General features: G+C 46.0%; 16 protein-coding genes. 6 read left to right on the top strand and 10 right to left on the bottom strand.

Annotated features, from left to right (window positions below; all coding sequences use genetic code 11):
- Positions 1-91: 91 nt before the first annotated feature.
- The 6 genes from MiSe_RS17895 to MiSe_RS17870 form a co-directional block, all read right to left on the bottom strand.
- Positions 92-3,412, bottom strand: coding sequence for a CHAT domain-containing protein (locus MiSe_RS17895; protein WP_226582878.1), 3,321 nt, complete (start codon positions 3,410-3,412; stop codon positions 92-94).
- An 8-nt stretch (positions 3,413-3,420) separates the two neighbouring features.
- Positions 3,421-4,197, bottom strand: a complete 777-nt coding sequence (locus MiSe_RS17890; protein WP_226582876.1) for a DUF928 domain-containing protein — start codon at positions 4,195-4,197, stop codon at positions 3,421-3,423.
- A 166-nt stretch (positions 4,198-4,363) separates the two neighbouring features.
- Positions 4,364-6,676: a CHASE2 domain-containing protein gene (locus MiSe_RS17885; protein WP_226582869.1), complete on the bottom strand. Its 2,313-nt coding sequence runs from the start codon at positions 6,674-6,676 to the stop codon at positions 4,364-4,366.
- A 223-nt stretch (positions 6,677-6,899) separates the two neighbouring features.
- Positions 6,900-7,856, bottom strand: coding sequence for a DUF1822 family protein (locus MiSe_RS17880; protein ID WP_226582866.1), 957 nt, complete (start codon positions 7,854-7,856; stop codon positions 6,900-6,902).
- Positions 7,853-8,404, bottom strand: a complete 552-nt coding sequence (locus tag MiSe_RS17875) for a hypothetical protein (protein ID WP_226582863.1) — start codon at positions 8,402-8,404, stop codon at positions 7,853-7,855. Before MiSe_RS17875 ends, MiSe_RS17880 begins: the two co-directional genes overlap by 4 nt.
- A 197-nt stretch (positions 8,405-8,601) precedes the next feature.
- Positions 8,602-10,104: an SdrD B-like domain-containing protein gene (locus MiSe_RS17870; RefSeq protein WP_226582860.1), complete on the bottom strand. Its 1,503-nt coding sequence runs from the start codon at positions 10,102-10,104 to the stop codon at positions 8,602-8,604.
- A 15-nt stretch (positions 10,105-10,119) separates the two neighbouring features.
- On the opposite strand from MiSe_RS17870, the gene MiSe_RS17865 reads away from it, so the two are divergent.
- Positions 10,120-11,343 carry an RNA-guided endonuclease InsQ/TnpB family protein gene (locus MiSe_RS17865; protein ID WP_226582857.1) on the top strand — a complete coding sequence of 408 codons (1,224 nt, stop codon included), beginning with the start codon at positions 10,120-10,122 and terminating at the stop codon, positions 11,341-11,343.
- On the opposite strand, the gene MiSe_RS17860 is transcribed toward MiSe_RS17865, so the two are convergent.
- A complete protein-coding gene (locus MiSe_RS17860) occupies positions 11,311-12,423 on the bottom strand; it encodes an SdrD B-like domain-containing protein (protein ID WP_226582853.1) in 1,113 nt (370 codons plus the stop codon). The two genes, MiSe_RS17865 and MiSe_RS17860, sit on opposite strands and share 33 nt — an antisense overlap.
- Positions 12,424-12,812: 389 nt before the next feature.
- Between MiSe_RS17860 and MiSe_RS17855 the strand changes: the two genes are divergently transcribed.
- Positions 12,813-13,631 (top strand): tetratricopeptide repeat protein, encoded by an 819-nt coding sequence (locus tag MiSe_RS17855; RefSeq protein WP_226582850.1) that lies wholly within the window; start codon positions 12,813-12,815, stop codon positions 13,629-13,631.
- Positions 13,632-13,724: 93 nt separating this feature from the next.
- Here the strand turns inward: MiSe_RS17855 and MiSe_RS17850 are convergent, their stop codons facing one another.
- Positions 13,725-14,462: a PEP-CTERM sorting domain-containing protein gene (locus tag MiSe_RS17850; protein ID WP_373872809.1), complete on the bottom strand. Its 738-nt coding sequence runs from the start codon at positions 14,460-14,462 to the stop codon at positions 13,725-13,727.
- A gap of 363 nt (positions 14,463-14,825) precedes the next feature.
- Positions 14,826-15,734 (bottom strand): XDD3 family exosortase-dependent surface protein, encoded by a 909-nt coding sequence (locus tag MiSe_RS17845; protein WP_226582846.1) that lies wholly within the window; start codon positions 15,732-15,734, stop codon positions 14,826-14,828.
- A 219-nt stretch (positions 15,735-15,953) separates the two neighbouring features.
- On the opposite strand from MiSe_RS17845, the gene MiSe_RS17840 reads away from it, so the two are divergent.
- A complete protein-coding gene (locus MiSe_RS17840) occupies positions 15,954-16,481 on the top strand; it encodes a plasmid mobilization protein (RefSeq protein ID WP_226582844.1) in 528 nt (175 codons plus the stop codon).
- 108 nt (positions 16,482-16,589) lie between these two features.
- Here the strand turns inward: MiSe_RS17840 and priA are convergent, their stop codons facing one another.
- On the bottom strand, positions 16,590-19,214 hold the full coding sequence (priA, locus tag MiSe_RS17835; protein ID WP_226582841.1) for a primosomal protein N': 2,625 nt from the start codon (positions 19,212-19,214) through the stop codon (positions 16,590-16,592).
- 461 nt (positions 19,215-19,675) lie between these two features.
- Here priA and MiSe_RS17830 point away from each other — a divergent pair, with 461 nt between their 5' ends.
- The 3 genes from MiSe_RS17830 to MiSe_RS17820 all read left to right on the top strand — a co-directional run bounded on the left by MiSe_RS17830 (position 19,676) and on the right by MiSe_RS17820 (position 23,018).
- Positions 19,676-20,812, top strand: a complete 1,137-nt coding sequence (locus MiSe_RS17830; RefSeq protein WP_226582884.1) for an RpoD/SigA family RNA polymerase sigma factor — start codon at positions 19,676-19,678, stop codon at positions 20,810-20,812.
- Between the two features lie 264 nt (positions 20,813-21,076).
- Entirely contained in the window at positions 21,077-21,577 is a 501-nt protein-coding gene (locus MiSe_RS17825; RefSeq protein WP_226582839.1) for a GNAT family N-acetyltransferase, read from the top strand.
- A gap of 346 nt (positions 21,578-21,923) precedes the next feature.
- Positions 21,924-23,018, top strand: coding sequence for a response regulator (locus MiSe_RS17820; protein WP_444980515.1), 1,095 nt, complete (start codon positions 21,924-21,926; stop codon positions 23,016-23,018).
- The last annotated feature ends 79 nt before the right edge of the window (positions 23,019-23,097 follow it).

The raw sequence follows: 23,097 nt of genomic DNA, 5'->3' as shown, positions 1-23,097 counted from the left end.
CTAGCGCGTCTGCCAATGGACGGAATGTAAGTCAACCTGGTAAAACTTCGGTTTTGCTGGATGCTGTTCCGGTTGAAGTTGGAAGCCCCCGTCATAGCGGTACTCCGCTTGACGGTGGGTAGTTCACCAACCCGTGGGTGGCTAGATGAATAATTCTAGCTGTGGGCAATTTTGCCACTACAGCAGATTTTACAGCTTGGTTGCCGATTAGGGGTTGGGTATTGAAAATAGAGGCGATCGCAACAGCTTCCCTTTCCGCATTCGGCAAAGCTGCTAACTGCTGTGGTGCTTCTCCTGGCATGAGGGAGATTTTGGGCATTGTAGGATTGCCAATTATGAGGATATTTTTAGCATTTCCTGGCACTTGTTGCCGTCGCCGATGGGTTAATTCCAGAACTTGAATTGCTGGGGCGGTGAGGATAGTGTGTTTCTCGATTAAATATTTCCCTTGAGCATCTTGAAGAGCGGTAAAAGGAACTAGAAATAATTGCGATTGGGGAATAAAGATAACGCGGGCGTTGGGGTCACTTGGTAATAGGTCAGAAATTGGTTGAATCAGCAACTGATAGAGTTTCTGCAAGCGGGGGTTATTGCTGCGGCGAGACTCTACTTTAGCTGCTACATCAGCGATTGGGCGTTTTAGAGTCACATCTGGGGGAAAGGAAGATTGTCTAATTGTGAGCATTCTGGCAGTAGTATCAACTGCTACCACCTCCCAAGGCTCCGAATCAGGGGCGTCGGTGTTGAGTTTGACCAAATCGCCGGGGAGAAAAGCTAGCTGCTGTTGGTTTTGACCGCGACTTCTGACGCCAATCGATTGACGGCTATCGGGAACGAGATTTGCTAAAGATGTATTTTGTTGCTGCCACAAAGGTTTAAGGTCAACTTGGCGAAAAGTAACTTCACCTGTAGGCTTGATTACCCAGATATAGAGTTTTGATTCTTGGCTTTCAATACTGCCTTGAATGTGGAAATCTTCATAGATAATCGAATATTGAATCAGGGTAGCTTTTTGTGCTTGAGCGATTTGTTGAATTTGCTGGAGCGTTAGTGACTTGGGCGGCTGCAATTGAGTCGTTGAAGTAGAAGAGAACCGTTGGGCTAATAACTCGACAAACGCCCTTGCCCGCCCCCGTTCGGCAATTTCTAGTGCTGCATTGGGTTGATTGAGGGCGATGAGGGCTGCTTGCTGTAGGTCGTAGGTACGAGCTTGCTTGTCAAAAATTGACACTTTATTGGCGTCGCTTAATCCAGGGCGGAGAGATTCCGCAATTTCAATTGCGCTACGGAGTGCTTCTGTTGCATCTGCGAGATTGCCAGACTTTAACAAAGCAGCTCCTATATTGCTCAGACCAATCCTTTCTCCATCGCGATCGCCAATTTCCCGTGCAATAGCCAGCGACTGCTGATACAACTCTATTGCCCTGGCATATTGCCCCTGGATATCGTAAACAATGCCCAGATTGCCGAGTGAGTGGGATTCCCCAAGGCGATCGCCTATTTCCCGTGCAATGGCTAAAGCCTGCTGCTGAACCTCTATCGCCCGCTCGTTTTGACCCAGAGCGCGGTAAGCATTGCCCAAATTTACCAGGGTACTGGCTTGTCCGTCGCGTTTCCCGATTTCCCGGTCAATTGCTAGTGCCTGCTGATAAAACTCGATCGCCTGCTGGTTTTGACCCACAGAAGAGAAAGCCAGACCTAGATTACCCAGGGAATCAGATTCTCCATCGCGATCGCCAATTTCCCGTGCAATAGCCAATGACTGCTGATAAAACTCTACCGCCTGCTGGTATTGCCCCACGGAAAAGTAAGCCACACCTAGATTACCCAGGGACTTATATTCTCCATCGCGATCGCCAATTTCCCGCTTAATTGCTAGTGCCTGCTGATGCAACTCGATCGCCTGCTGGTATTGCCCCAGGTGACGATATAGCGGATTGCAGTCGCATGAGGTACACCTTCGTTTGTGTAGCGGCACCCTTAAGGGTGCCGCTACACAAACAAAGCCATTTGGCTGTACCTCACTCGCTTGCAATCTGCTGTAATCTTCTCCCAAATTGTTCAAGGCAGAACCAACACCTGAGCGATCGCCAATGTCCCGTGAAATAGCCAGGGACTGTTGATGCAACTCTATCGCCCTGGCATATTGCCCTAGAGATCCGAAAGCATTACCTAGACCACCTAAAGCATAGGCTTCCCCGGTGCGAGCGCGAATTTCCCGTGAAATAGCCAGGGACTGTTGATAAAACGCCATCGCCTGCTGGAATTGCTCTAAAGAATAGTGAACGTGGCCCAGATGAAGCAGAGAACCGGCTTCCCTTGAGCGATCGCCTAGCTCCCGGTTAATAGCCAGACACTGCTGGTGGAACTCAATTGCCCGCTTGTACTGTCCCAGGGCGTCGTAGGAATTGCCTAAATTACTTAGAGCATTGGCTTCCCCAATCCGATCGCCAATTTGGCGTGCGCGATCCAGTGCCTGCTCAGAAAATTCTATTGCCTTTTGGTATTGTCTCAGCTTGTGGTAAGCAATACCCAGATTGCCTATTAGAGTGGCTTCCGTTGTGCGATCGCCCTGCTGGCGTACAATCAACAGCGACTGCTCGGACAACTCAACTGTCCGTCGGTACTGTCCCAACCTAGCGTAAGCCTGTGCCAGATTGTTTAAGGAAGCGGCTTCTACTCTTGCGTAGCCTATTTCTCGTGCAATTGCCAAAGCCTGCTGATAAAACGTCAGTGCCTGCTGATATTGCCCCAAGTCTGAGTAAGCATTACCCAGGTTGTCTACAGAAGCAGCTTCGACTTTGCGATCGCCTATTTCTCGTGCAATTGCCAAAGCCTGCTGATAAAACGTCAGTGCCTGCTGATATTGCCTCAAGTCTGAGTAAGCATTACCCAGGTTCCCCAAAGAAGCAGCTTCGCCTTTGCGATCGCCAATCGATCGTGCAATTGCCAAAGCCTGCTGATAAAACGTCAGTGCCTGCTGATATTGCCCCAAGTCTGAGTAAGCATTACCCAGGTTCCCCAAAGAAGCAGCTTCGCCTTTGCGATCGCCAATCGATCGTGCAATTGCCAAAGCCTGCTGATAGAACTCAATTGCTTGTTGGTATTGCTCTAGGGAATAATAAGCTAAACCCATACTGCCCAGGGTATTGGCTTCACTCTGGCGATCGCCTATCTCTCTATAAATCTTCAATGCCCCTATAAAAGACTGTACAGCAGCTGGAAATTGATTATTTCCAGCTTGCTCAAGTCCTTGCTGAAACATTCGATCGGCTTCTGCTTTCCGATCCGACTGCGTTTGAGCCAACACAGGTAAATCAGCAAATGACGTTGGCAAATTGAGTTTCAAAGGCACGTAAACAGTCGCCAAAGAGGTGAGAAGTGCGACGAATGAAATTTTTGTCAATTGCATAGTTATGCCTATTGTTCAGACGCACAGCAAGGAACCAGAGGCTCTTCGATCGTATTTTCTAAGCGAACAAACGGATGCCGCAACAGATCCGCCCATTGGGCAGCCAATTTAACATCCTGCGGATTGGCACGCCTCTGTTGAGCTAATTCGGTTAGGGTATCGTACCAAAAACCATTAGCAGCATAAAGGTCAACCCGCTGTTGTGGAGTTGCCGTCTCTAACTGACTCTTCAATGTGGCAGTCACTGACTCCCGCATCACTACCCCATCCACAACAAGATAGTCAGATTCGCTTGCCGGATTGCAAAAGAAATAAAATTGCCAACGGTACTTTTTGCCACTCTCTAACGGTGGCGCAGTTTGCGGCAGGCGGAAGCTTACAATTCCCTGCCCTTTAGTGACTTGGAATGTATTTTTATAAACTGTATTTTTTGTATTTTCGTCCTTGAGTACTAACTCAACAGCACCCGATTGATAGGGAATGTAAAGCCAAAAAGTCGGACGTTCAGAGATGGTTTTTCCCAGGTTAGTAGCAGGTACTAAAGCTGTGAAAGGTTTTGTTGATTGAGGGCAGCCGGGGCGGCTGCCAGAGTCGGATCTACGTCCTGGTGCGCCATCGTTTGGCGGCTCGAATTTTGATGCTAAAAGCAACTGAGAAGCAGCCGGGTTAGCAAATGTAGCAGGTGTACAAAAGCTCCAGCCAAACATTGCCAAAATCAGAGCGAATTTACAGCAAATTGCCAGCGAGTGAGGCACAGCCTTTTGGCTTTGTTTGTATAGGGGCACCGTTAACGGTGCCCCTATACAAACGAAGGTGTACCTCATGCGCCTGCAATCCGCTTTAAAAATGATTCCCCCGCGTGTAAATTTGCTCGAGGTCATAAAGACACCTCTTTTGAGGTGAAGTAGTGAGTGTAACCTCAACATACTACTTCAGCAATTTTTGCGATCTTTACTGAAATTTTAAAGGTAGTTTTGCAAAGAATTGTAAGCGAATTTCTAAGGTACGCGCCAGAGTCGCACATCCACCAGTCGCTACCAATGCCAAAGCACTTGGCACTAGCGGCACCCATCCGCCCTGAATTAAAAAACCAAAGCACAATCCGGATAAAATGCTGATAGTCGCTCCCGTAGCCAGTCCCCAATATAGGATTCTCTTATAGCAGCAGGCGATCGCACCCCCAACAATTGCCCAACTCCACACCCAAATTGCCTCTCCCCACGGATTCCAAACCCACAAAATAGGTCGATTATCTAGCACTGCACTGATAATTTGACTCACCATTTCCGCTTGTACAATTAATCCTGGCATTTTCTCATAAGGCCATTTCATTGCACTGTATGGAGTGTAAAAATCATCGCTTGAAATAGGAGCAGTTACGCCGATCAGAACCACCCGATTTTTTACCCAATCTGCTTTAATTTTACCCGATAATACTTCTGATATTCTGACTCTTCGAGCAATGTCGGCAGATGCTCGATAATTAAGTAATATTTGAAACCCGCGATTGTCCAGATTTTGGTATCCACCCGTATCAAGTTTTAAAGGTTTTAAAACAGTCTTACCCAGCTTTACTTTATTATTACCAATCAGTTGGGGATATATCCCATCTGCTGCTAGGTAATGCAGTGCTACTCTAACGCTGAAAGAGTAGTTTGTCGCACAAGGATCGGTGTGATGTGGGGTCATAAATACAAGATGGCGGCGGAGAATGCCATCTGGATCTACCAACACATCGCTAAATCCCAAGCGGTTTTCTGGCAGTTTAGGCGGAGGTTTAATCCCAGGTTTGTTGGGATTGTTGGTTTCACTGGCGCTGCAAATAGCTATTAGTTTGTTATTGTGCTGAAACTGGCTAACTAATGCTGCATTACCAAATTGTACAGATTGAGCGCGAAAAATATCTAAACCAATAACGCGCGGTTGATATAAATTTAATTTGGCGATCGCTTCAGCTAAAATCCCATCGGGTAGGGGAAATCCATAGCGGTTAATATCCTCTTCAGTTGCTTCAACTACTAACAAGCGCGCATCTATCCCTTGATTTGGACGCAGGCGCATTAACAGATCAAACGCTTGAAATTCTAACGCCTGAAGTATTCCCAACTGTCGCACCGCCATCACCAAAATAGTTATTACTAAACTGGCGATTAATGGTGTTTGGAATTTAAGGCGATCGCTTCCACGTAATTGTTGCCAAGTAGGCGGCACCGTCGCCGGATTTTGGCAAATTGCAGGTAACCAACTAGCACAAGGAAAATCACCTTCCAATCCTTCCAATTTTTTCCTCGCTTCCTGCACCGCCAGATAAAAAGACGTTCCAGAAGCAAAACTTTTGATAAAATACTTTAAAAATTCCTGTGCTACTTTATCCGGTACTGGTTCCCGCATCACAATAATTTGCGGTATATTTAGCTGTTCTAACTTGCGTGCTAATCCCAACCCATCGCAAGAGTTAAAAATTGCAATTTTTAACCCCCGTTCAACCGCTTTTTTAATCGCCAACTCTACTTCTTCAATCGTTAAACTATCTGTTTGATTGATATAAATTCTGCCTGTTTCTCCTTCACTTTTACTGTGACCATCAAAAAATAAAATATCCCAGGATTGTTCCCACAGTTGGTCGGTTAGATCTTGGCGTTGCGGTTGTACCAGAAAGGTTGTTTCTGCTTTAGGTAAATTTTCTAGTAACTGTCGATCTTTTTGGACATCAATACCGTCTTGATTTCCCAAAATAGCCAGAATTTTGATTTTGTTTGTATAGGTGTTTGTTTTTACTAGATTAGGTTTTTCGTAAGCGATCGCGCCAAGGGCAATTTCAGCGGATGGGTAACGTTCCAATAAATCCCACAAATGCCAGGGAAGTTGTCTTAATTGGGGGTTTTCAGTGCGAATTAGCACTCGCACTTCTTCCGACGTGCTGATTTTTTCCAACCATTGCTCGCGAATCGAGAGAAAAGACTCAGATTTAAGCCAAGAATTGAGATGGGATTTCAACCTCAGTCCTAAGTCTTGGCACTCTTGACGCTGGGTTTTGATCGAACCATCAAATTTGACCTTTTTAGCTTTAATAGCCCTTGTGGCCTTCCCCAGACCGCGATAAGCTGACTGCCAGTGGCTATATTGAGTCACCAGTTCGGGTACGGGAGGTAACATACCGCCGATTTCTGTAAACGCGCGATCGCCTTCTGTTGCAATTTCCAGGGTGACTCGAAAACCCTGCTCAAAATCACCGTCGAGTTTGAGAACAGCTAATTTAGCCATTGGTAATTGGGAATTGGGAATTGCTAATTGCTAATTGCTAATTGCTAATTGGGTAAGCGGTGTTTTTTCCCATTAGCCATTAGCCATTAGCCATTAGCCATTAGCCATGAGCCATGAGCCATGAGCCATTAGCCATGAGCCATTAGCCATGAGCCATTAGCCATGAGCCATTAGCCATGAGCCATTAGCCATTAGCCATGAGCCATTAGCCATTAGCCATTACCTAAATAATAAACTCTTCTATTATGCTAACATCACCCACACCTACCTTAAGGCTAAAACAATCTCCCGATTCGCCAGTAAACTCCAATTGAATATTCTTATTTTCGCTTCTGGCTTGGATATCCATTACCATTTCCCCCACTTCATCTAGCAACATCAACTGGAGATTGGCAGGTAAATAGGTTTGACCTTTGACGGGATGCACCTCCACCATAATATCCATTTCTGCCTCGGATTCTGGGGTCAGCGCCACAATTAAACCGACTGATTGATCGGTCATTCCTAATTCGATTAACTTGCATCGCCTGACGCTAGCTTCCGGATTCCTAAATCTAAAAGCCAGTTCGGTTTGCGAATTACCTAAAATTGTTTCTACAGCTTGCCAACCTGCGTCAAAGATATTATCAAACCATTGACGCAAGTTCGCTCTTTTTTCTGCGGTCGAATCTGCCTTCTGCGCTGGAAATGCGACGTTTTTGAGGTGATAAATATGGTCTAACAGGACATCCAGCGGTTGAAATTCTGAAACTTGCAGTTGCTCTGGTGGATTGTTATAATCGACAGCAGGTGCAAATCCTAAAAGCTCTACTTCTGATAGATTTTCATCCAACTGCACGCCCACATAACCAATGGGATTTTCTGTCACTTCCGGGGGTAAATCCAAAGCCGTCTCTTTTGGTAAAACAGGGCGACACTCTAATTGACCAATTCCTGGTAAAACCAAATCGGCGACATCAAATATCGCTCGTTTTCCAGGATGCCAACTATCACTTTGATGTAAACTTGTTTCAATTTGCAGCCATTTTAAATAACTGTGGACGGCATATACAGCTAGGGTATTGAGGTAAACTTGCTTCCCTTTTTGGCGGGTGGCTTGTTGGGCGGCAAATTGCTGGGCGAGGCGATGGGCGTCGCCACCCAGGGGGACTCTTAACAGATGCGCTTGTGTGTTTTTCATGGCTCGATGTCGGGTTCATATCCTAAATTTAGTGCAATTTCTTGCAACATCGGTAAGCAATTTCTTTTCCAGTGGGCGACGAGGGTTTGGTAGTTAACATTCCACTCTCTGGCAATATCTGCCAATTTATCTGGAGGGTTTTTAAAACGTAGCCTTTGGATGAGTAACATGCAGTTGCATTCGGGTTTGGCTTTGAGATGACAAGTTTTGAGTTTACCATCTGGGTCTGATTCAATGTACCGTTCTAGTTCTAAACCTATGCGCTGCGTTTCTTGGTTTTGAAGCTCTTCTATGTAGGAATCAATTCCGCTGAGTGAGAAAGTGCAAAATCCACTTTCTGACAATCTATCTAAATAAGTTGCACCGTCTTCATCATCCCAAAGGGGTTCGTCAAAACTGCGGGATGGTTTGTCATCGGGTGCGTACAAATCTTTAATTCGCCAGTATAGGTAACCGTTAATCCACTTTACCAGGCTGACTTGAATTGAGGGTGGGCGGGGTTTGAAGTTTTGAATGTTTTTGCTCACCCACTCCCAGGTTCGATTCAAGGCGTGTAAATAATCTGGGTGCTTGGATTTGTATAATCCGGGAAGAGATTGGATTTGAATGAGCAGCCGATTCAGAGCTTTCTTTCTTTCCAAACTCTGAGGGGGGTATTTGCAAACCTCTGCAATGAGTTGTCTTAGATGTTCATCGATTGCCATTGATCTGGGGGTGGTAATTGGTAATTGCTAATGGCTAATTGCTAATTGCTAATTGTTAATGCCATCTGGCGCCAGCGGCATTTTACTATTAACCTGAACCAATTGTTACCAATATCTTCGCCAATGTTGAAGCGATAGAGTTCTTTCCAGGTGTTGGTATCAAAAGCAATTATCTGATCGCTCTTGGTATTAGCAGCGTAGAGAACATCCTGGAGTGGATCGAATGCCATACCGCCATCGACATCGGTCAGATTCTCAATCGCGGTGAAGTTGGCATCCATGATAGAGATACCAGTGCCGACTTCCGTTGCAATCAGAGAACTGTCGCGGTTAATTGCAGCTAGAACGCTGCCGAGAAAGGTGTCTGTTTCGGCCTTTTTGGGGAAGGTATTGGTGAGTGCGTTATAGGTAAAAATTGGACCGCTGGAGATATTGCTTTCGGTCATGAAGAACAAATTGCGATCGCTACCTCGAAAGATGCTTGTGTTTTGCCTGACTTCGCCACCAAATCCCGAACCTCCCGCATCTTGGCGGATTGATAGAGTATCATTGCTCAAGTTAAGTTCGCGGAATGGCGTCCAACCCGAACCTTCAAATTTCGTGCTAAGAAACCCTTTACCATTCGAGGCAATATTAATATCCCACGCACCCCCTTCACCGGAGTCGAGATTGTAGGTAATATTCGTGACGCTACCAGTGCCAAGGTTGACTTTGCGAATAAAGCCTTGCGTTGCACCCCGTTGACCTTCCGCGACGTACAAAGTACTGCCATCTGGCGTAATATCTCCGCCGTTGAGGGAATTGCCAACATCATAGGGGGTCAGCAATGCTTGTGTAGCGACGTTATATCGCTCTACATCGCCATCGCTGGTTGTAATGTAAAGTAGGTTGCGCGTGGGGTCAAAAACAAGGTCGCGACGGTCTTTGATCGGAATCAGAACGCTTTGCACCCCAGTCCCCGTACCAGGGAAAGTCTGCTGCCATCCAGTCTTTTGGACTTCTGCAATTGTATAGCTACCGGGTACGAGTCCAGTAAAGCTGTAGTTGCCATTCCCATCGGTTGTGGTAGATTTCTCATCGGTATCCAACTTACCGTTTTGGTTTTGATCCAGATAAATTGTCCAACCAGATAAACCTGCCTCGCCAACATCTCGCACGCCGTCGCTGTCGGTGTCGTTCCACTTGATACCGCTGATAGTTGCCGTTTCCGGTGTGACCTGCTTGTTACCAAAATTGATACCCGTAACCGCCTGACCCTCGCTAACGTTAACCGTATGGGTGCCACCAGATCCAGATGCGTTTAAATTCAACATCCGCACCCCATTAGGGGTAGACATAAACAAATATTGCCCGTCATCGCTGACTGTCATCACCCCGTTGCCCAAAGGTTTGGAGGAATTGTCCCAATCATTTTTAACTAAGCCGACGGGAAGTCCCCCACCATAGCTGTACCCAGCTTGGTGGTGGGATGAAAGTCGGGGAAAACGGAGGGACGTAGTTTTCCAAATCTTCCTGATGTCTTTACTACCTTGTATATAATGCAATAAGGAGGTATTAAGATGCTGCACAAAGCGGTCAAGGTTAGGCTTTATCCAACAGTAGAGCAACAAGTATTACTGTCTCAGCACTTTGGTTGTGCTAGATGGTGGTGGAACTACGCTCTAAATAAGTCAGTTGAGACTTACAAAGAGACTGGTAAAAGCCTTGGTCAGTCAGCACTTAATGCATTCTTGCCAAAACTCAAAAAAGCTTCAGAAACCGTATGGTTATCTGAATGCTACAGCCAAGTTTTGCAGGCAACAACGCTCAATCTAACCACAGCCTACAAAAACTTTTTTGCAGGTCGCGCTAGATTCCCTCGTTACAAATCAAAACATGGTAAGCAGTCAATTCAGTATCCTCAAAATGTCAAGGTACTTGAGAGTTTTGTCCAGTTTCCTGGCAAAGTTGGCAAAGTTAAAGCTAAGTTGCACAGGAAGATAGAAGGAACAATCAAAACTGTAACAATTAGTTTAGACCCATCAGGGAAATATTTTGCATCAATACTGACTGAGACTGAAGGGGAAAATCCAACGGTTTCAACAGAAGGCAGGGTAATCGGTATCGATTTAGGATTGACACATTTTGCTATTACCAGTGATGGCAATAAAGTATCTAAGTACAATCATCCCAAACACTTAGCCAAGCATGAAAAAAATCTTAAGCGTAAGCAACAAAAGCTAGCTAAAAAACAAAAAGGAAGCAATTCAAGAAACAAGGCCAAAAAGACTGTAGCTAAAGTGTACGAACGTGTAACTAAATCCCGTCAGGATTTTCTACATAAGTTATCCAGAAAACTCGTCAACGAAAACCAAGTTGTCGTAGTAGAAAATATTCATGTCAAAGGCATGGTACGCAACCACAATTTAGCTAAAGCAATATCTGATGCTGGATGGGGAACCTTTACTAATTTCTTGGCTTACAAGCTAGAGAAAAAAGGTGGAAAACTGGTAGAGATTGACCGATGGTTTCCCAGCTCCAAGCTCTGCTCTAATTGCTATTACCAGATTGATCAGTTACCACTTGACGTTAGAGAGTGGACTTGTCCTCACTGTGGCACTCGTCACGATCGCGATGGCAATGCAGCAACGAATATTAGAGCAGAGGGTATCAGGATGCTACAGACGGATGGAACAGCCGTCTCTGCTAACGGAGGGGAAGTCAGACCAAGGTTGGGACGCAAGTCCGTTCTGAGGCATTCCCCCGCGATGTTAGAAGCCTACACTATAGTCGCTTCGACTTAGTGTAGGTAGTTCACTATCTTCTCCAATGTTGAGGCGATACAGTTCTTTCCAGGTATTCGTATCAAAAGCAACGATCTGATCTTTTGCCGAGTCAGCAGCGTAGAGAACATCTTTTAACGGATCGAACGCCATCCCGCCATCAACATTAGAAAGATTTTCCAACGAGTTCAGGTTTGCATCCATAATTGAGATGCCAGTACCGACCTCCATTGCAATTAGCGAACCGTTGCGATTTACTGCCGATAAACTATTGCTAAGAAAGGCGTCCGTTTTAACCTGACGAGGAAATGCATCAGTCCCCGGATCGTAGGTAAAAATCGGGCCGCTGGAGATGCCGCCATCGGTCAAAAATAATAAATTGCGGTCTTGACTGCGATTGATGTTTGCCCCAGCATAATAAAACGCGAAATTCAGAGCGTTGCGTTTGGTTAGCGTATCGTTACTGAGGTTTATATCGTATAAAGGTGTCCACTGTCCCGTTAGGATCAGCAATCCTTTACCATTCGAGCTAATGCTAATATCCCAGGGTTTATCATCCCAAGATTCGAGATTGTAGGTGATATTGGTGACGCTACCATTATTCAGGTTGACCTGGCGAACAAAGCCTTGTGTAGCACCTCGTTGATTTTCCGCAACGTACAAAGCACTGCCATCGGATGTAATATCACCACCGTTTAACGAGTTGCCGACATCAAAGAAAGTTAATAGAGACTTGGAATTAATATCAAAACGTTCCACATCTCCATCGCTAGTTGTCATATAAAGCAACTTCCGCGAAGGGTCGAAAATTAAGTCGCGTCGGTCTTTAATTGGAATCAGCGTACTCTGTCCTGCCGTTGGGAATGTCTGCGTCCAACCGGGCTTTTGCACTTCCGCTACTGTATAAGCGCCTGCTGTCAGTTTGGTGAATTTATAGTTCCCGTTGGCATCGGTTGTCGTAGATTTTTCTCCGGCATCCAACTGACCGTTTTTGTTTTGATCCAGGTAGATTGTCCAACCTGCTAAAACAGATTCGGTGGAGTCTTTTACGCCGTTATTATTGAGGTCGTTCCATTTAATACCAGAAATTTCGCCAGCCATAGTATTGATTCCTGACAATCGAACCAATCGAGTTATTACACCGCCATAAGAACTTTTCTGGTCATGGGTCGTTGGTCATGACCGCTGACTGATGACCGATTACCAGTTGCTCTTATATTTAGTTCTCAGGTAATCTCAGAAAAATTATGCTTTCCTTGTGTAAACTAGGATGGGTTTTGGGTCGGATGGGATCGCTCACCATTGTTAAAAGTTCCCGCAGTTGATTTTCTGCTGCTAACGCAGCTTCTGTAGGGGAAGCCTCTATATGTTTCTCAGGCTCTCTGGTAAAATTTATGCAAAATTAGGGAAGCCCAATCGTTTTTTAGGTTACAGGTAATAATTTCTCTCCCCTAGTCTCTATGCCCTAAGCTAGATGCCAGATTACCGACTTGATCCTAGCCAAAAAAACTGGTGTAATATGGCAAGATGAGCAATATGAAAATCTGCTACTAAAGCCGATGGGTAAAAAAACTTGTTTGTGGATTAATATACTCGCTGTCGCTGTCAGCAGTCTGAGTTTGACAACGTCGCCTCAAGCACTGGCATTGCCAAGCTTGGAAAATATTCAAAAAAATCAAGCGCCTGTTCCCAGCAATGGCTCGCGCCCAGAAAACCGTCAGCAAGCTTTGGGTTATTATCGCCAAGGGGTGACGTTTCAGCAGCAAGGACAGTTGGAAGCTGCGATCGCTCAATATCAAGAAGCGATTCGTCTCAATCCCAATATGGCAGAAGCATACCTGAATATGGGAGCAGCTTTGGCGGCAATTGGCAAGCAACCAGAAGCGATCGCTGCCTATCGCGAAGCGATTCGCGCTAATCCTAATTTGGCAGAAGCTCATCATAACTTGGGCAATGCTTTTGCTCAACAAGGCAAACTCACAGAAGCGACGCAAGAATATACTCAAGCAATTCGGATTAATCCCAATTACGCTAAAGCTCACTATAATTTGGGCAACGTCCTGGCTAGACTTGGCGAGCGACAACAAGCAATGGCGCAGTGGCGCGAAGCAATTCGCGTTAATCCCGAGTTTGCCGAAGCTTATGCTAATTTAGGCGTTACTTTGACTAGACAAGGTCAACGACGGGAAGCTGTAGAGATATTAAAAAAAGCTAGAGATTTATTCAAAGCTCAAGGTAAAAGCGACCAAGCCGAGCAAATCGATCGCATTTTACAACGGCTCGAACGCGGCACAACCGTAATAACTTAAAAGCAATGCTGGAGTCAGCTGACCCTGGTGACTCCGGCGATATTTTTTGGGAAAAAACTTCATCCTAGTTTTGGCGTCAGCACCCTGTGATGATTACTCGTCCACATTCTGCTTACGCAGCTTACCAATCGCCAAAGCTAAACCAATAGCTGCTAAACCAAGGATAGTTGTAGGTTCGGGAACTGATTGTTCCGGACCAAAGGATGAACGAGCGATACGGAATGCAACAGTTTGACCACCTTGGAAGCGGCTGCTATTGTAACCTACGCCTTGTAACTGATTCAACGTCAGCATTTCAATTCCCGAAAGGAATCTTCCCGACTGAATCACATTAAAACCAGTTGGATCGAAATAGGTAGGTCCAGTCTCGCGAGATAAGCTGCCAAAGAAATTTGCGGAAGTTGCTGTATTTGCAGGCATATTTCTCAGGTAGCCATCGATGGTCGCCTGGGAGCTAACGTGCTGTCCCCCTACGCTCCTAGCCGTTACATTACCATAAAGACCGACGAATTGGACTTGGGTCACTCCCCCACTATTAGCACCGAAGTGAACGCCGAATAGATTGCCGTTAGCTGTTGCTAGGTTAGTTCCCCTAGTGTTAATTAACAGATCCCCATAGCCAATGTTGTATTGAGTGCGTCCATTGCTTACGGTGTCCTGACCTGCATTCAACCCCATGTCGTGGGTGTTAATCGCGAAATAAACGTGAGTGGCATCTTCCATCAAACCCATGCCATAGAATTCATAGTGATTCCCACCATAAGCATCTCCTACCGCATCATTAACATACTGCCACTGACCGCTGGTACTGTTACCCAATACGATTGCCATCATGTCGTTGTTGCACTCCATGGCGATGGAGAGGGTTGATCTGCCTAAACTGATAGCATTGGCGTTCCCAGTCATCGAGATTAAACCAGCAACAGTTGCAGTAGCACCCAAGAGAGCTTTGAGCAAAGAGGATTTCATGCTATTTCCTTTTGGTTGATTCCGTTTTGCCGTTCCAGGTTCCAAGCATAGGAAACGGAATCTTCCGAAAAAAAGCGTAAATCCACTTCTCTTTTTAAAATTACCGTTGAGGTTCTATTGGGTATTTACCGAAATAGTTAGCTATGTTTTTTATTACTTATATAAGTATAAATGCTGCATCTGTAGGGTACGGATGCAGGCACTGTATGAGTGAAAGAATGGTTGCTATTGCTTGCAGCAAGCGATCGCCAAGCCAATCGCTGCTAAACTGATAATGCTCGCAGGTTCGGGTATGGAGGTGGCTCCACTGAGTGCCGACTTATTAAACTTAAACGCGATGGTGTGCGCTCCAGCAAGGTTTTTAGTATCGTATCCCGTGGCTAGTAACTGTGGCGTCACATCACCTTTGGCCAGGAAGGTAATATCTGTGAGAAAATTGCCGGAAGCGATCGCATTCAAATTAAATTTCCCATCTTTCGTCCCTAAATAGCTACGGGACAAATCTCCATAACCCACCGTACCACCTAGTCTGGTGACTGAATTCTCATATCCCAATATCCCACCAGCAGCAATCGTATAGCCATTTTTGATATCAGTAACGGTTTTAGCTTGAACGCCTCCGTAAACACCGAGTCTTGATACCCCAGAAGCATTGACATCAGAAAAGCGAATACCGAACAAATCCCCGCTATTCATCGCTGATGCAAAGTCTTGACCAGAAAGGTTGAAAAATAAATCCCCCCATCCAATTTGTCCAGATGCTACACTCGCTTCTGGGCTTCCTGTCAAAGGCATATTCCCCTTAAGCACCACAATAATGCTGTCGGCAGTTTCTTTAACAGCCATGCCGAAAATATCATAAGGATTTCTCTGCCCAGCAGCAGCACCAATTCCCCACATACCGTTGACTCCATCGGAATTGGAATCAAATGCATACTGCCAGCCATTAATGGTAGAATTTTCCCCTATAACCAGGCCGACGCCGTCGTTGAAACACTCAAGGAATGTATTAAATGTAGTCCCCCGCGTTAAACTAGCCGCATTTGCTGACCCTGTTATACAAATAATACCGGCAGCAACTGCTACGCTCTTGAGTAAATTTAATACCTTGCCAGATCTGATTGCTTTTAGCACCCTGATGTCCTATTGCGCTGATGAGATTAGCTTACCTGTAAAACTACCCAGATAAAAGCTTATAATCCCGTAGCGCTTGTCAAAGCTTGCGAAAGTATAATCATAATTTCGCGATTTATTCTGTAATTAATTATACAATTTTCCCATAAGTCGGAGGCAGCTGCGCGCCGTCAACAACCCTTCCCAGCTATACTAAGAAACGGAAATCTGGATAGCTCTATGAAAAGAATCAAGCAATATCGCATCAGGTTGACGGAAGAAGAAGACGATTTGTTAAAGCAAAAAGCAAAAAGTTTGGGAACCAGTGTAGCAGATATTATCCGCATGGGAATTAATTACCAAATAGATGACTTAAGGGGACGTAAAGAAACCGAGTTACGAAACAACTCAGAGTTTATCAAAAACTGGGAAAAAACTTTTGAACCATCCCTTTTCGAGCGGTTTGAACGAGGAATGCAGCACAGGTTGCAAATTGTCTATTTAGATATTTTGAACCAGTACAAAGGCGCTGTTTGTTACGCCGATGGAAAATTTGAGGTTGTATCCAGCATTAATGAATTTGAGTCAAGTAGCGAGCCACTTCCCATTGTAGAAGAGGCACAACCTGAAATTGTATCTGAACAGACAGTAAAAGCGGAAATTTGTCAATCTTTGAACAGGTTTTTAGGCGGTGAGTGGACTGGCGATGAATGGATCGTGCAAATCTTTCTATCTGGTTTAAAAGTTGATTTGCCATGTAGTATTTAGAATTGATAATCCTGAACTTGGAAATTGTAACCTGGAGGCGGAGCCTCCGGATCTAGTTCCCAGGCTGAGCCTGGGAACTAGATGGGAGAGGCTACGCCTCTAATTCCACTACATAAAATTGAGCGGGTCAACATCAATCGTCAAGCTAACTGAATCAGGACACAAGTTTCGCAACTCAGTCAAATCTGGTAATTCCAGGGGAATATTTGGTGGAAACTTGATTAAAATTTGCCATCGATATCGATTGGCAACTCGCATAATACTAGCAGGTGCTGGCCCTAAAATTTCGTAACTTGCTGCGTTCTGATCTACTGGACGCAAGTGAGCTGCTAGCATCAAGGCAGTATTTTCAACTTCAATTTCATCTAAACTGCTCAAGCGAAATAAAATTAAACGCCCATATGGGGGATAATTTAATGCGGCTCGCTGCTGCAATTCTGAGCGGGTAAAATATTCATAGGCGTGATGCTGCGCCGCTTGAATAACTGGATGTTCTGGTGTATAAGTTTGCAGAATTGCTCGCCCAGGGTCATCGCCCCGCCCCGCTCGACCTGCGACTTGAGTTAAAGTTTGAAATGCCCGCTCTGATGCGCGGTAATCTGATAAATGCAGCAGTCCATCAGCTGCTACAACACCTACTAAAGTAACTTGGGGTAAATCTAACCCTTTAGTTAGCATTTGAGTGCCTAATAAAATATCTGCTTCCCCGTTAGCAAACTGGGTTAGCAAAGTGCGGTGCGATCCTTTATTGCGGGTGGTGTCGCTATCAAATCGAATGCAGCGCAACTGAGGAAATTGCTTTTTCAATTCTTGTTCGACGCGCTGAGTACCGCTGCCGAAGAATTTAAAATAAGGCGAACTGCATTCCGGACAAGTTTTTGGGTGAGCTATGACAAAGTTACAGTAATGACACCGTAACAATTGGGGCGCGCCTTCGTAGGTGTAGTGATAAGAAAGGGAAACATCGCAGTTGGGACATTCCATCACATATCCGCAACTGCGACAAGAGACAAAGCTACTGTGTCCGCGTCGATGGATAAATAAAATTCCTTGCTTTTGTTCTTCTTGCAATTGTTGCAAGGCATCTTGAAGCGAGCGGCTAAAAATTGAACGGTTACCCTCGCGCAATTCTTGCCGCATATCGACTATTTCTACAGGCGGTAATGGGCGAGATTGAATTCTTTCTGGTAGGGATAGGTAATGGGTAATGGGTAATTGGTAATTGGATAATTCTCCTCTGCTTCTCTGCTCAAGAGCTCCCCTGCTCCCCCGCTCTCTCACTTCTACCCAAGTTTCTAAAGAAGGGGTGGCGGAACCTAAAATTAGGGGGCAATTTTCTAACTCGGCGCGCCATTGGGCGACGGTGCGCGCGTGGTAGGTGGGGGTGGGTTGGTCTTGTTTGAAGCTGGAGTCGTGTTCTTCGTCTAGAATAATTAAACCCAGGTGGGGTAGGGGGGCAAATACGGCTGAACGTGTGCCGATGACAACCTGGGGTTCCCCTGCGAGCATTTGACGCCAGGTGTCGTAACGTTCGCCTTTGGAAAGATTGCTGTGATATATACAAACTTTACTGCCGAAGCGGGCGCGGAAGCGATCGCTCAACTGCGGTGTCAGTCCAATTTCCGGTACTAATACTAGCGACGATTTACCAGATGCGAGGATGGGCGCGATCGCTTGTAAATATACTTCCGTTTTCCCCGAACCCGTCACCCCATGCAACAGTACTTGGGCATATCCTGCTAAATTATTAATAATTTCTAATGCATAAGCTTGTTGAAAAGTCAATACTTTGTCAGTATGGCCGCCGACTTCAGGTTCGGCTAATTTCCGCAGGATTTCCTGTTCCTGAATCACAACGCAGCCGTTTTCCGCTAGTGTCTCTAGGGTGGACAAGGTTGTCTTGTAAGTTTTGATAAAATCATCGAGCCACATTTCGCCCCCGCCTTGGGTGCTGAGAAATTTTAAAATCTCTCTTTGGCGGGATGTGAGGGTGACGTTGCTAGAGTATGCATTTGCGGAGAGAGCGATCGCTTTTCTTAATTTCGGCTTTGTAGCTGGGGCGATTTCGAGATAGCTTTTCACCCAACGGCGTTTGAGCAACTCTTTTAATCCTCGCGAGGCTCCGTTGCGGTTGATGCGGTGTTGTTTCTCCAATTGCTGTTTAACGTAGTTCCAGGCACAATCAGAGGTTTTAGAAGCTTGTAGCACCTCTAAAATCCCTCGCGCCGATAAACTGAGAAAGGCAGCTGCGCCGGTAGGGATAGTATCCGGATTGAGGCGAAGGCGACGCTGGGGTTTATCTAGTAACCCAGGGGGTAAAGTTGCTTTAATTACCGTCATCAGCGGCGCGTGATAGTAAGAAGCTACGCGCAACAGCAGGGTTGAATAGGTAGAGGGTAAAAATCCGGGGCTAACGACCTCATCTATATCGCGGATTTTTTCCGGCGCTATATTGGAGGGGGGTTGGTTAATGATGCGAATTGCGATCGCTCTCAACACCTGGGTCCCAAACGGCACGGTTAAAATATCCCCAGGCTGCACTTCCATCTCTGGCGGCAAGCTGTAAGTATATAACTGCATACTCCGGGAATCTTCCCCATTTTGAGCGTCTTCACCAATCCCTGGACAATATACCAGCGCTTCCACCCATTTGCTGGGAGAGGAGGCAGTCTCATAAGACGATCCAGGTTCGGCGACTAAAGGCAAGTTGCCGCTCAAATGGGTAGTATACATACAGCTCTTGTTAACCAGATTTATGTTGTATTTTAGCCGGTTCGCAACTACTGAGTTAATCCCATCCATTAATCTCGCTGGAGGCGGAGTTTTAAGTTAATTTATAATTGTAGCGCCCGCTGACACTTCCGTCCGTAGCATAGTGCGTGTTTTACCCCCGACGATAGAGAAGAAAATTTTCTAGTATATGAGATGCTTTGATTACAGCCTGAAAGCTTACTAAAAGTTTAAGGATGACTCATTTATAAGTTATGTCATAGAAGATTAACCTTATTAGTTAAATTTTCCTTTTAATGCCATAAATAATACAGCAGGCAAAACAGTAATAGGTTCTCTATAAAAGAATCTAGTTAAGCATCAAGCAAAATCCTTAACAGGTGGAGCGGACTTAGTTAGATATGTATAAACAAAAACCACTGTTGAACAACCAGCCGTTACCCGAATCCGAAACAGACCTGAGTATGAATATTGCTGAGTTGGATTACCAGAATACCGATCCAGTATTGGTAGATATGAATTTGACATCCTCTGGCAATTTGGAGCCTTCCGAACCCGATCTAGCTGAAGTAGAAGCGGAAGCAGAAGCGATCGAGTTAGGGGATGAAGGTGAATTGGTAGAAGTTCGCAGGTCAGGCTATCAAAAAACGATTGCCGATGATGCTGTAGGCGCATTTTTCAAGGAAATGGCGCGCTATCCGCTCCTGAAACCCAGCGAGGAGATAGAATTAGCCCGCCGCATCCAAGTTTTGGTTAAATTAGACGAACACCAAAAACGCTTACAGACTGCCTTGAGGAGACATCCTACCACAGAAGAACTAGCGGCGGCGTGTGGGTTAACCGAACGGCAATTGGAAAATCGGCTTTATCAAGGGCGAGTGGCGAAACGGCGGATGATTCGCTCGAACTTGAGGTTAGTGGTTTCAATTGCCAAGCGGTATTTAAACCGAGGCGTGCAGTTTCTGGATTTGATTCAGGAAGGGGCGATGGGATTGAATCGCGCCACCGAGAAGTTCGATCCAGATAAAGGATATAAGTTTTCTACCTATGCTTACTGGTGGATTCGGCAGGCAATTACGCGGGCGATCGCCAACGATGCGCGCACGGTACGCCTACCGATCCACATCGTCGAAAAGCTGAACAAACTCAAAAAAGTGCAGCGGGAACTCAAGCAAAAACTGGGGCGCAATCCCAACGAAGTTGAGATAGCACAAGCTTTAGATATTTCCCCCGAACACCTGCGCCAGTTGTTACAGCTGCGCAGGCGATCGCTTTCCCTCAACCATCGCGTTGGTAAAGAAGAAGACACCGAACTCGTGGATCTCCTGGAAGATACCGATACTCAATCTCCGGAAAAGCAGATGAGCGATGCGATGATGCGTCAGGAGATTTGGGAAGTATTGGGGGATGTCCTCACCCCCAGGGAAAAAGATGTCATTTCCCTGCGCTATGGTTTGACTACCAACGAACCTTGTACTTTAGAAGAGGTCGGCAGCTTGTATAATCTTTCGCGGGAACGGGTGCGTCAAATCCAAAGCAAAGCGATGCGGAAATTGAGACGCCCCCAAATCGCTCAGCGGTTGAAAAACTGGCTGAGCTAATTGCAGATTTTAGATTTAAGATCGCCCAAGTTGCGAGTTACATCCAAGGGTACTGGTAATTGCGAAGAATCCACAGCCAATGAATCCAATTACCAATTACCGAGCGTCAGAAACCCGGTTTCAGAGTTAATTTCTCCCTGTCAAACCCACGATTTTTCAGAGAAACCGGGTTGATTTGCCGCCAAAGCCTATAACTAGCAACTTGAGTTAAGATAGCAGATTGAGTTAATCTTAAATCTGAAATCTGCAATCTTAAATTACACTATGGGTTTGCCAGCGCTCGTTCGACCGGCTACACCAACTGAAGTGCCGGTATTATTTGATTTAATTGTGGCGCTGGCAGAGTATGAAAAACTCTCCCATGCCGTCAGTGGTAGTCCAGCTTCCCTGGAGGAACACCTGTTTGGTAAGCGGGCTTATGCTGAGGCTATTCTGGCCCAATTCGACGGGCAAGCTGTTGGGTTTGCATTATTTTTTCATAATTATTCCACTTTCTTAACTAAACCGGGAATTTATTTAGAAGATATATTTGTGCTGCCAGAATACCGAGGTCAAGGGATTGGCAAAGCACTGCTGACCTATGTTGCCAAATTGGCAGTTGAGCGCGGGTGCGGACGACTGGAGTGGAGCGTTTTAGATTGGAACTCGCCTGCGATCGCTTTTTACCAGCGCATGGGAGCTTCTATCTTAGAAGAGTGGCGCATTTGTCGCGTCAGTGGCGCTTCTCTCACCGAGTTGGCTCAAAAAGCAGATACTCAGTTTTAAGCCCTCACATGGAATTGTACTATTCAAGATCAATCGTCCGACTGATTTTTAATTGTCCGATTCCCCATGCCCAATAGCCAAAACATGCGCCATGTCTTGCTCCCATAACCCCTTGTGATTTGCATCACAAAAAATCCGAGTGCTGTCTCACAGCTAGGGCTGGAATAATATATTTTCTTATGGTTAGATGGCTCCGTGTTAGGCGACCCTGGCACTGGTTTATAGTTGAAAACTGCTTTTGTTAAGAATTCTTGACTATTTGTAAAAATTGGATTGTGTCTTTAGCTGAAGTGAACATCCTGGAAGTATTAGGAAGGCAACTGTGATCGCAAGTCCCGATTTTGGTATGGGTGTTGATTCGTTAGGCACTGTAACCTCATTGAGTAGCTGGTCTGATGCCGATAAAGGGGGCTTATCAGAACAACCCTTAATATTGGTGGTTGACGATCATCCTACCAGTCGCATGACGGCGGCGACGCTACTGGCAGTAGAGGGGTATCAAGTGCTGGAAGCAGAAAGCGGTCCTCATGCGCTGTCTATGGTAGCCGAAACCAAGCCGGATCTGTTGCTGCTGGACGTAATGATGCCGGGAATGGATGGGTTTGAAGTGTGTCGGCGTCTGAAGCAGGACGAACATACGCGGCTGATCCCCATTGTTTTCGTTACTGCACTCAATGATAGGCGATCGCGCATTCGCGGCATCGAAGCTGGAGGAGATGATTTCCTCACCAAACCGTTTGACCGCCTGGAACTGACGGCGCGCGTCAAGTCCCTGGTACGTCAGAAGCGCCTCAACGAAGACTTAGATCACGCCGAACAAGTACTTTTTTCCATTGCCCGTTCGATCGAAAGCCGCGATCCCAACACCGGCGACCATTGCGAACGACTGGTGGCGATGGGTAAAGCCTTTGGTGAATTTCTCAATCTGTCCCGGATTTCTATCCGGGACTTAATGTGGGGGGGATATTTGCACGATATCGGCAAGGTGGGCATTCCCGACGCCGTGTTGCTGAAAAAAGGCCAATTCACACCCCCAGAATTCGAGGTGATGAAGCAGCACGTGCTGATCGGCGAAAAAATTTGCCAGCCTTTGCGAACCATGCGGGGCGTTCTACCGATTATCCGCCACCATCACGAGCGCTGGGATGGTTCGGGCTACCCAGATCGCCTCGCCGGGGATGAAATTCCCTTTTTGGCGCAGGTATTTCAAATCATCGATATCTACGACGCCCTGACCAGCGAACGGCCTTACAAAGTGGCTTTCACCCCCGAAAAAGCTTTAGAAATTATTGCGGCAGAAACTGCTAAAGGTTGGCGCAATCCCGAACTGGTGGAGCAATTTACCAAGTTTATTCGCACCGTCGTCCTGAAAGCAAAGGTCAAGCATGAGAACGCTAAAGGCAGCAGTTTGGTGGAAAAAACAGCGACTTTAGCTTCATGAGTTGACAATTGGGCGACATCGGTTCCCAAACGAGTTCAGCGGATCGTTTTGCTTTTTTGGGGCTGACTGCTGAGTACAA

Source organism: Microseira wollei NIES-4236 (genome assembly GCF_020521235.1).
Classification (GTDB): domain Bacteria; phylum Cyanobacteriota; class Cyanobacteriia; order Cyanobacteriales; family Aerosakkonemataceae; genus Microseira; species Microseira wollei.
This window is presented reverse-complemented; position numbering and strand designations above follow the sequence as displayed.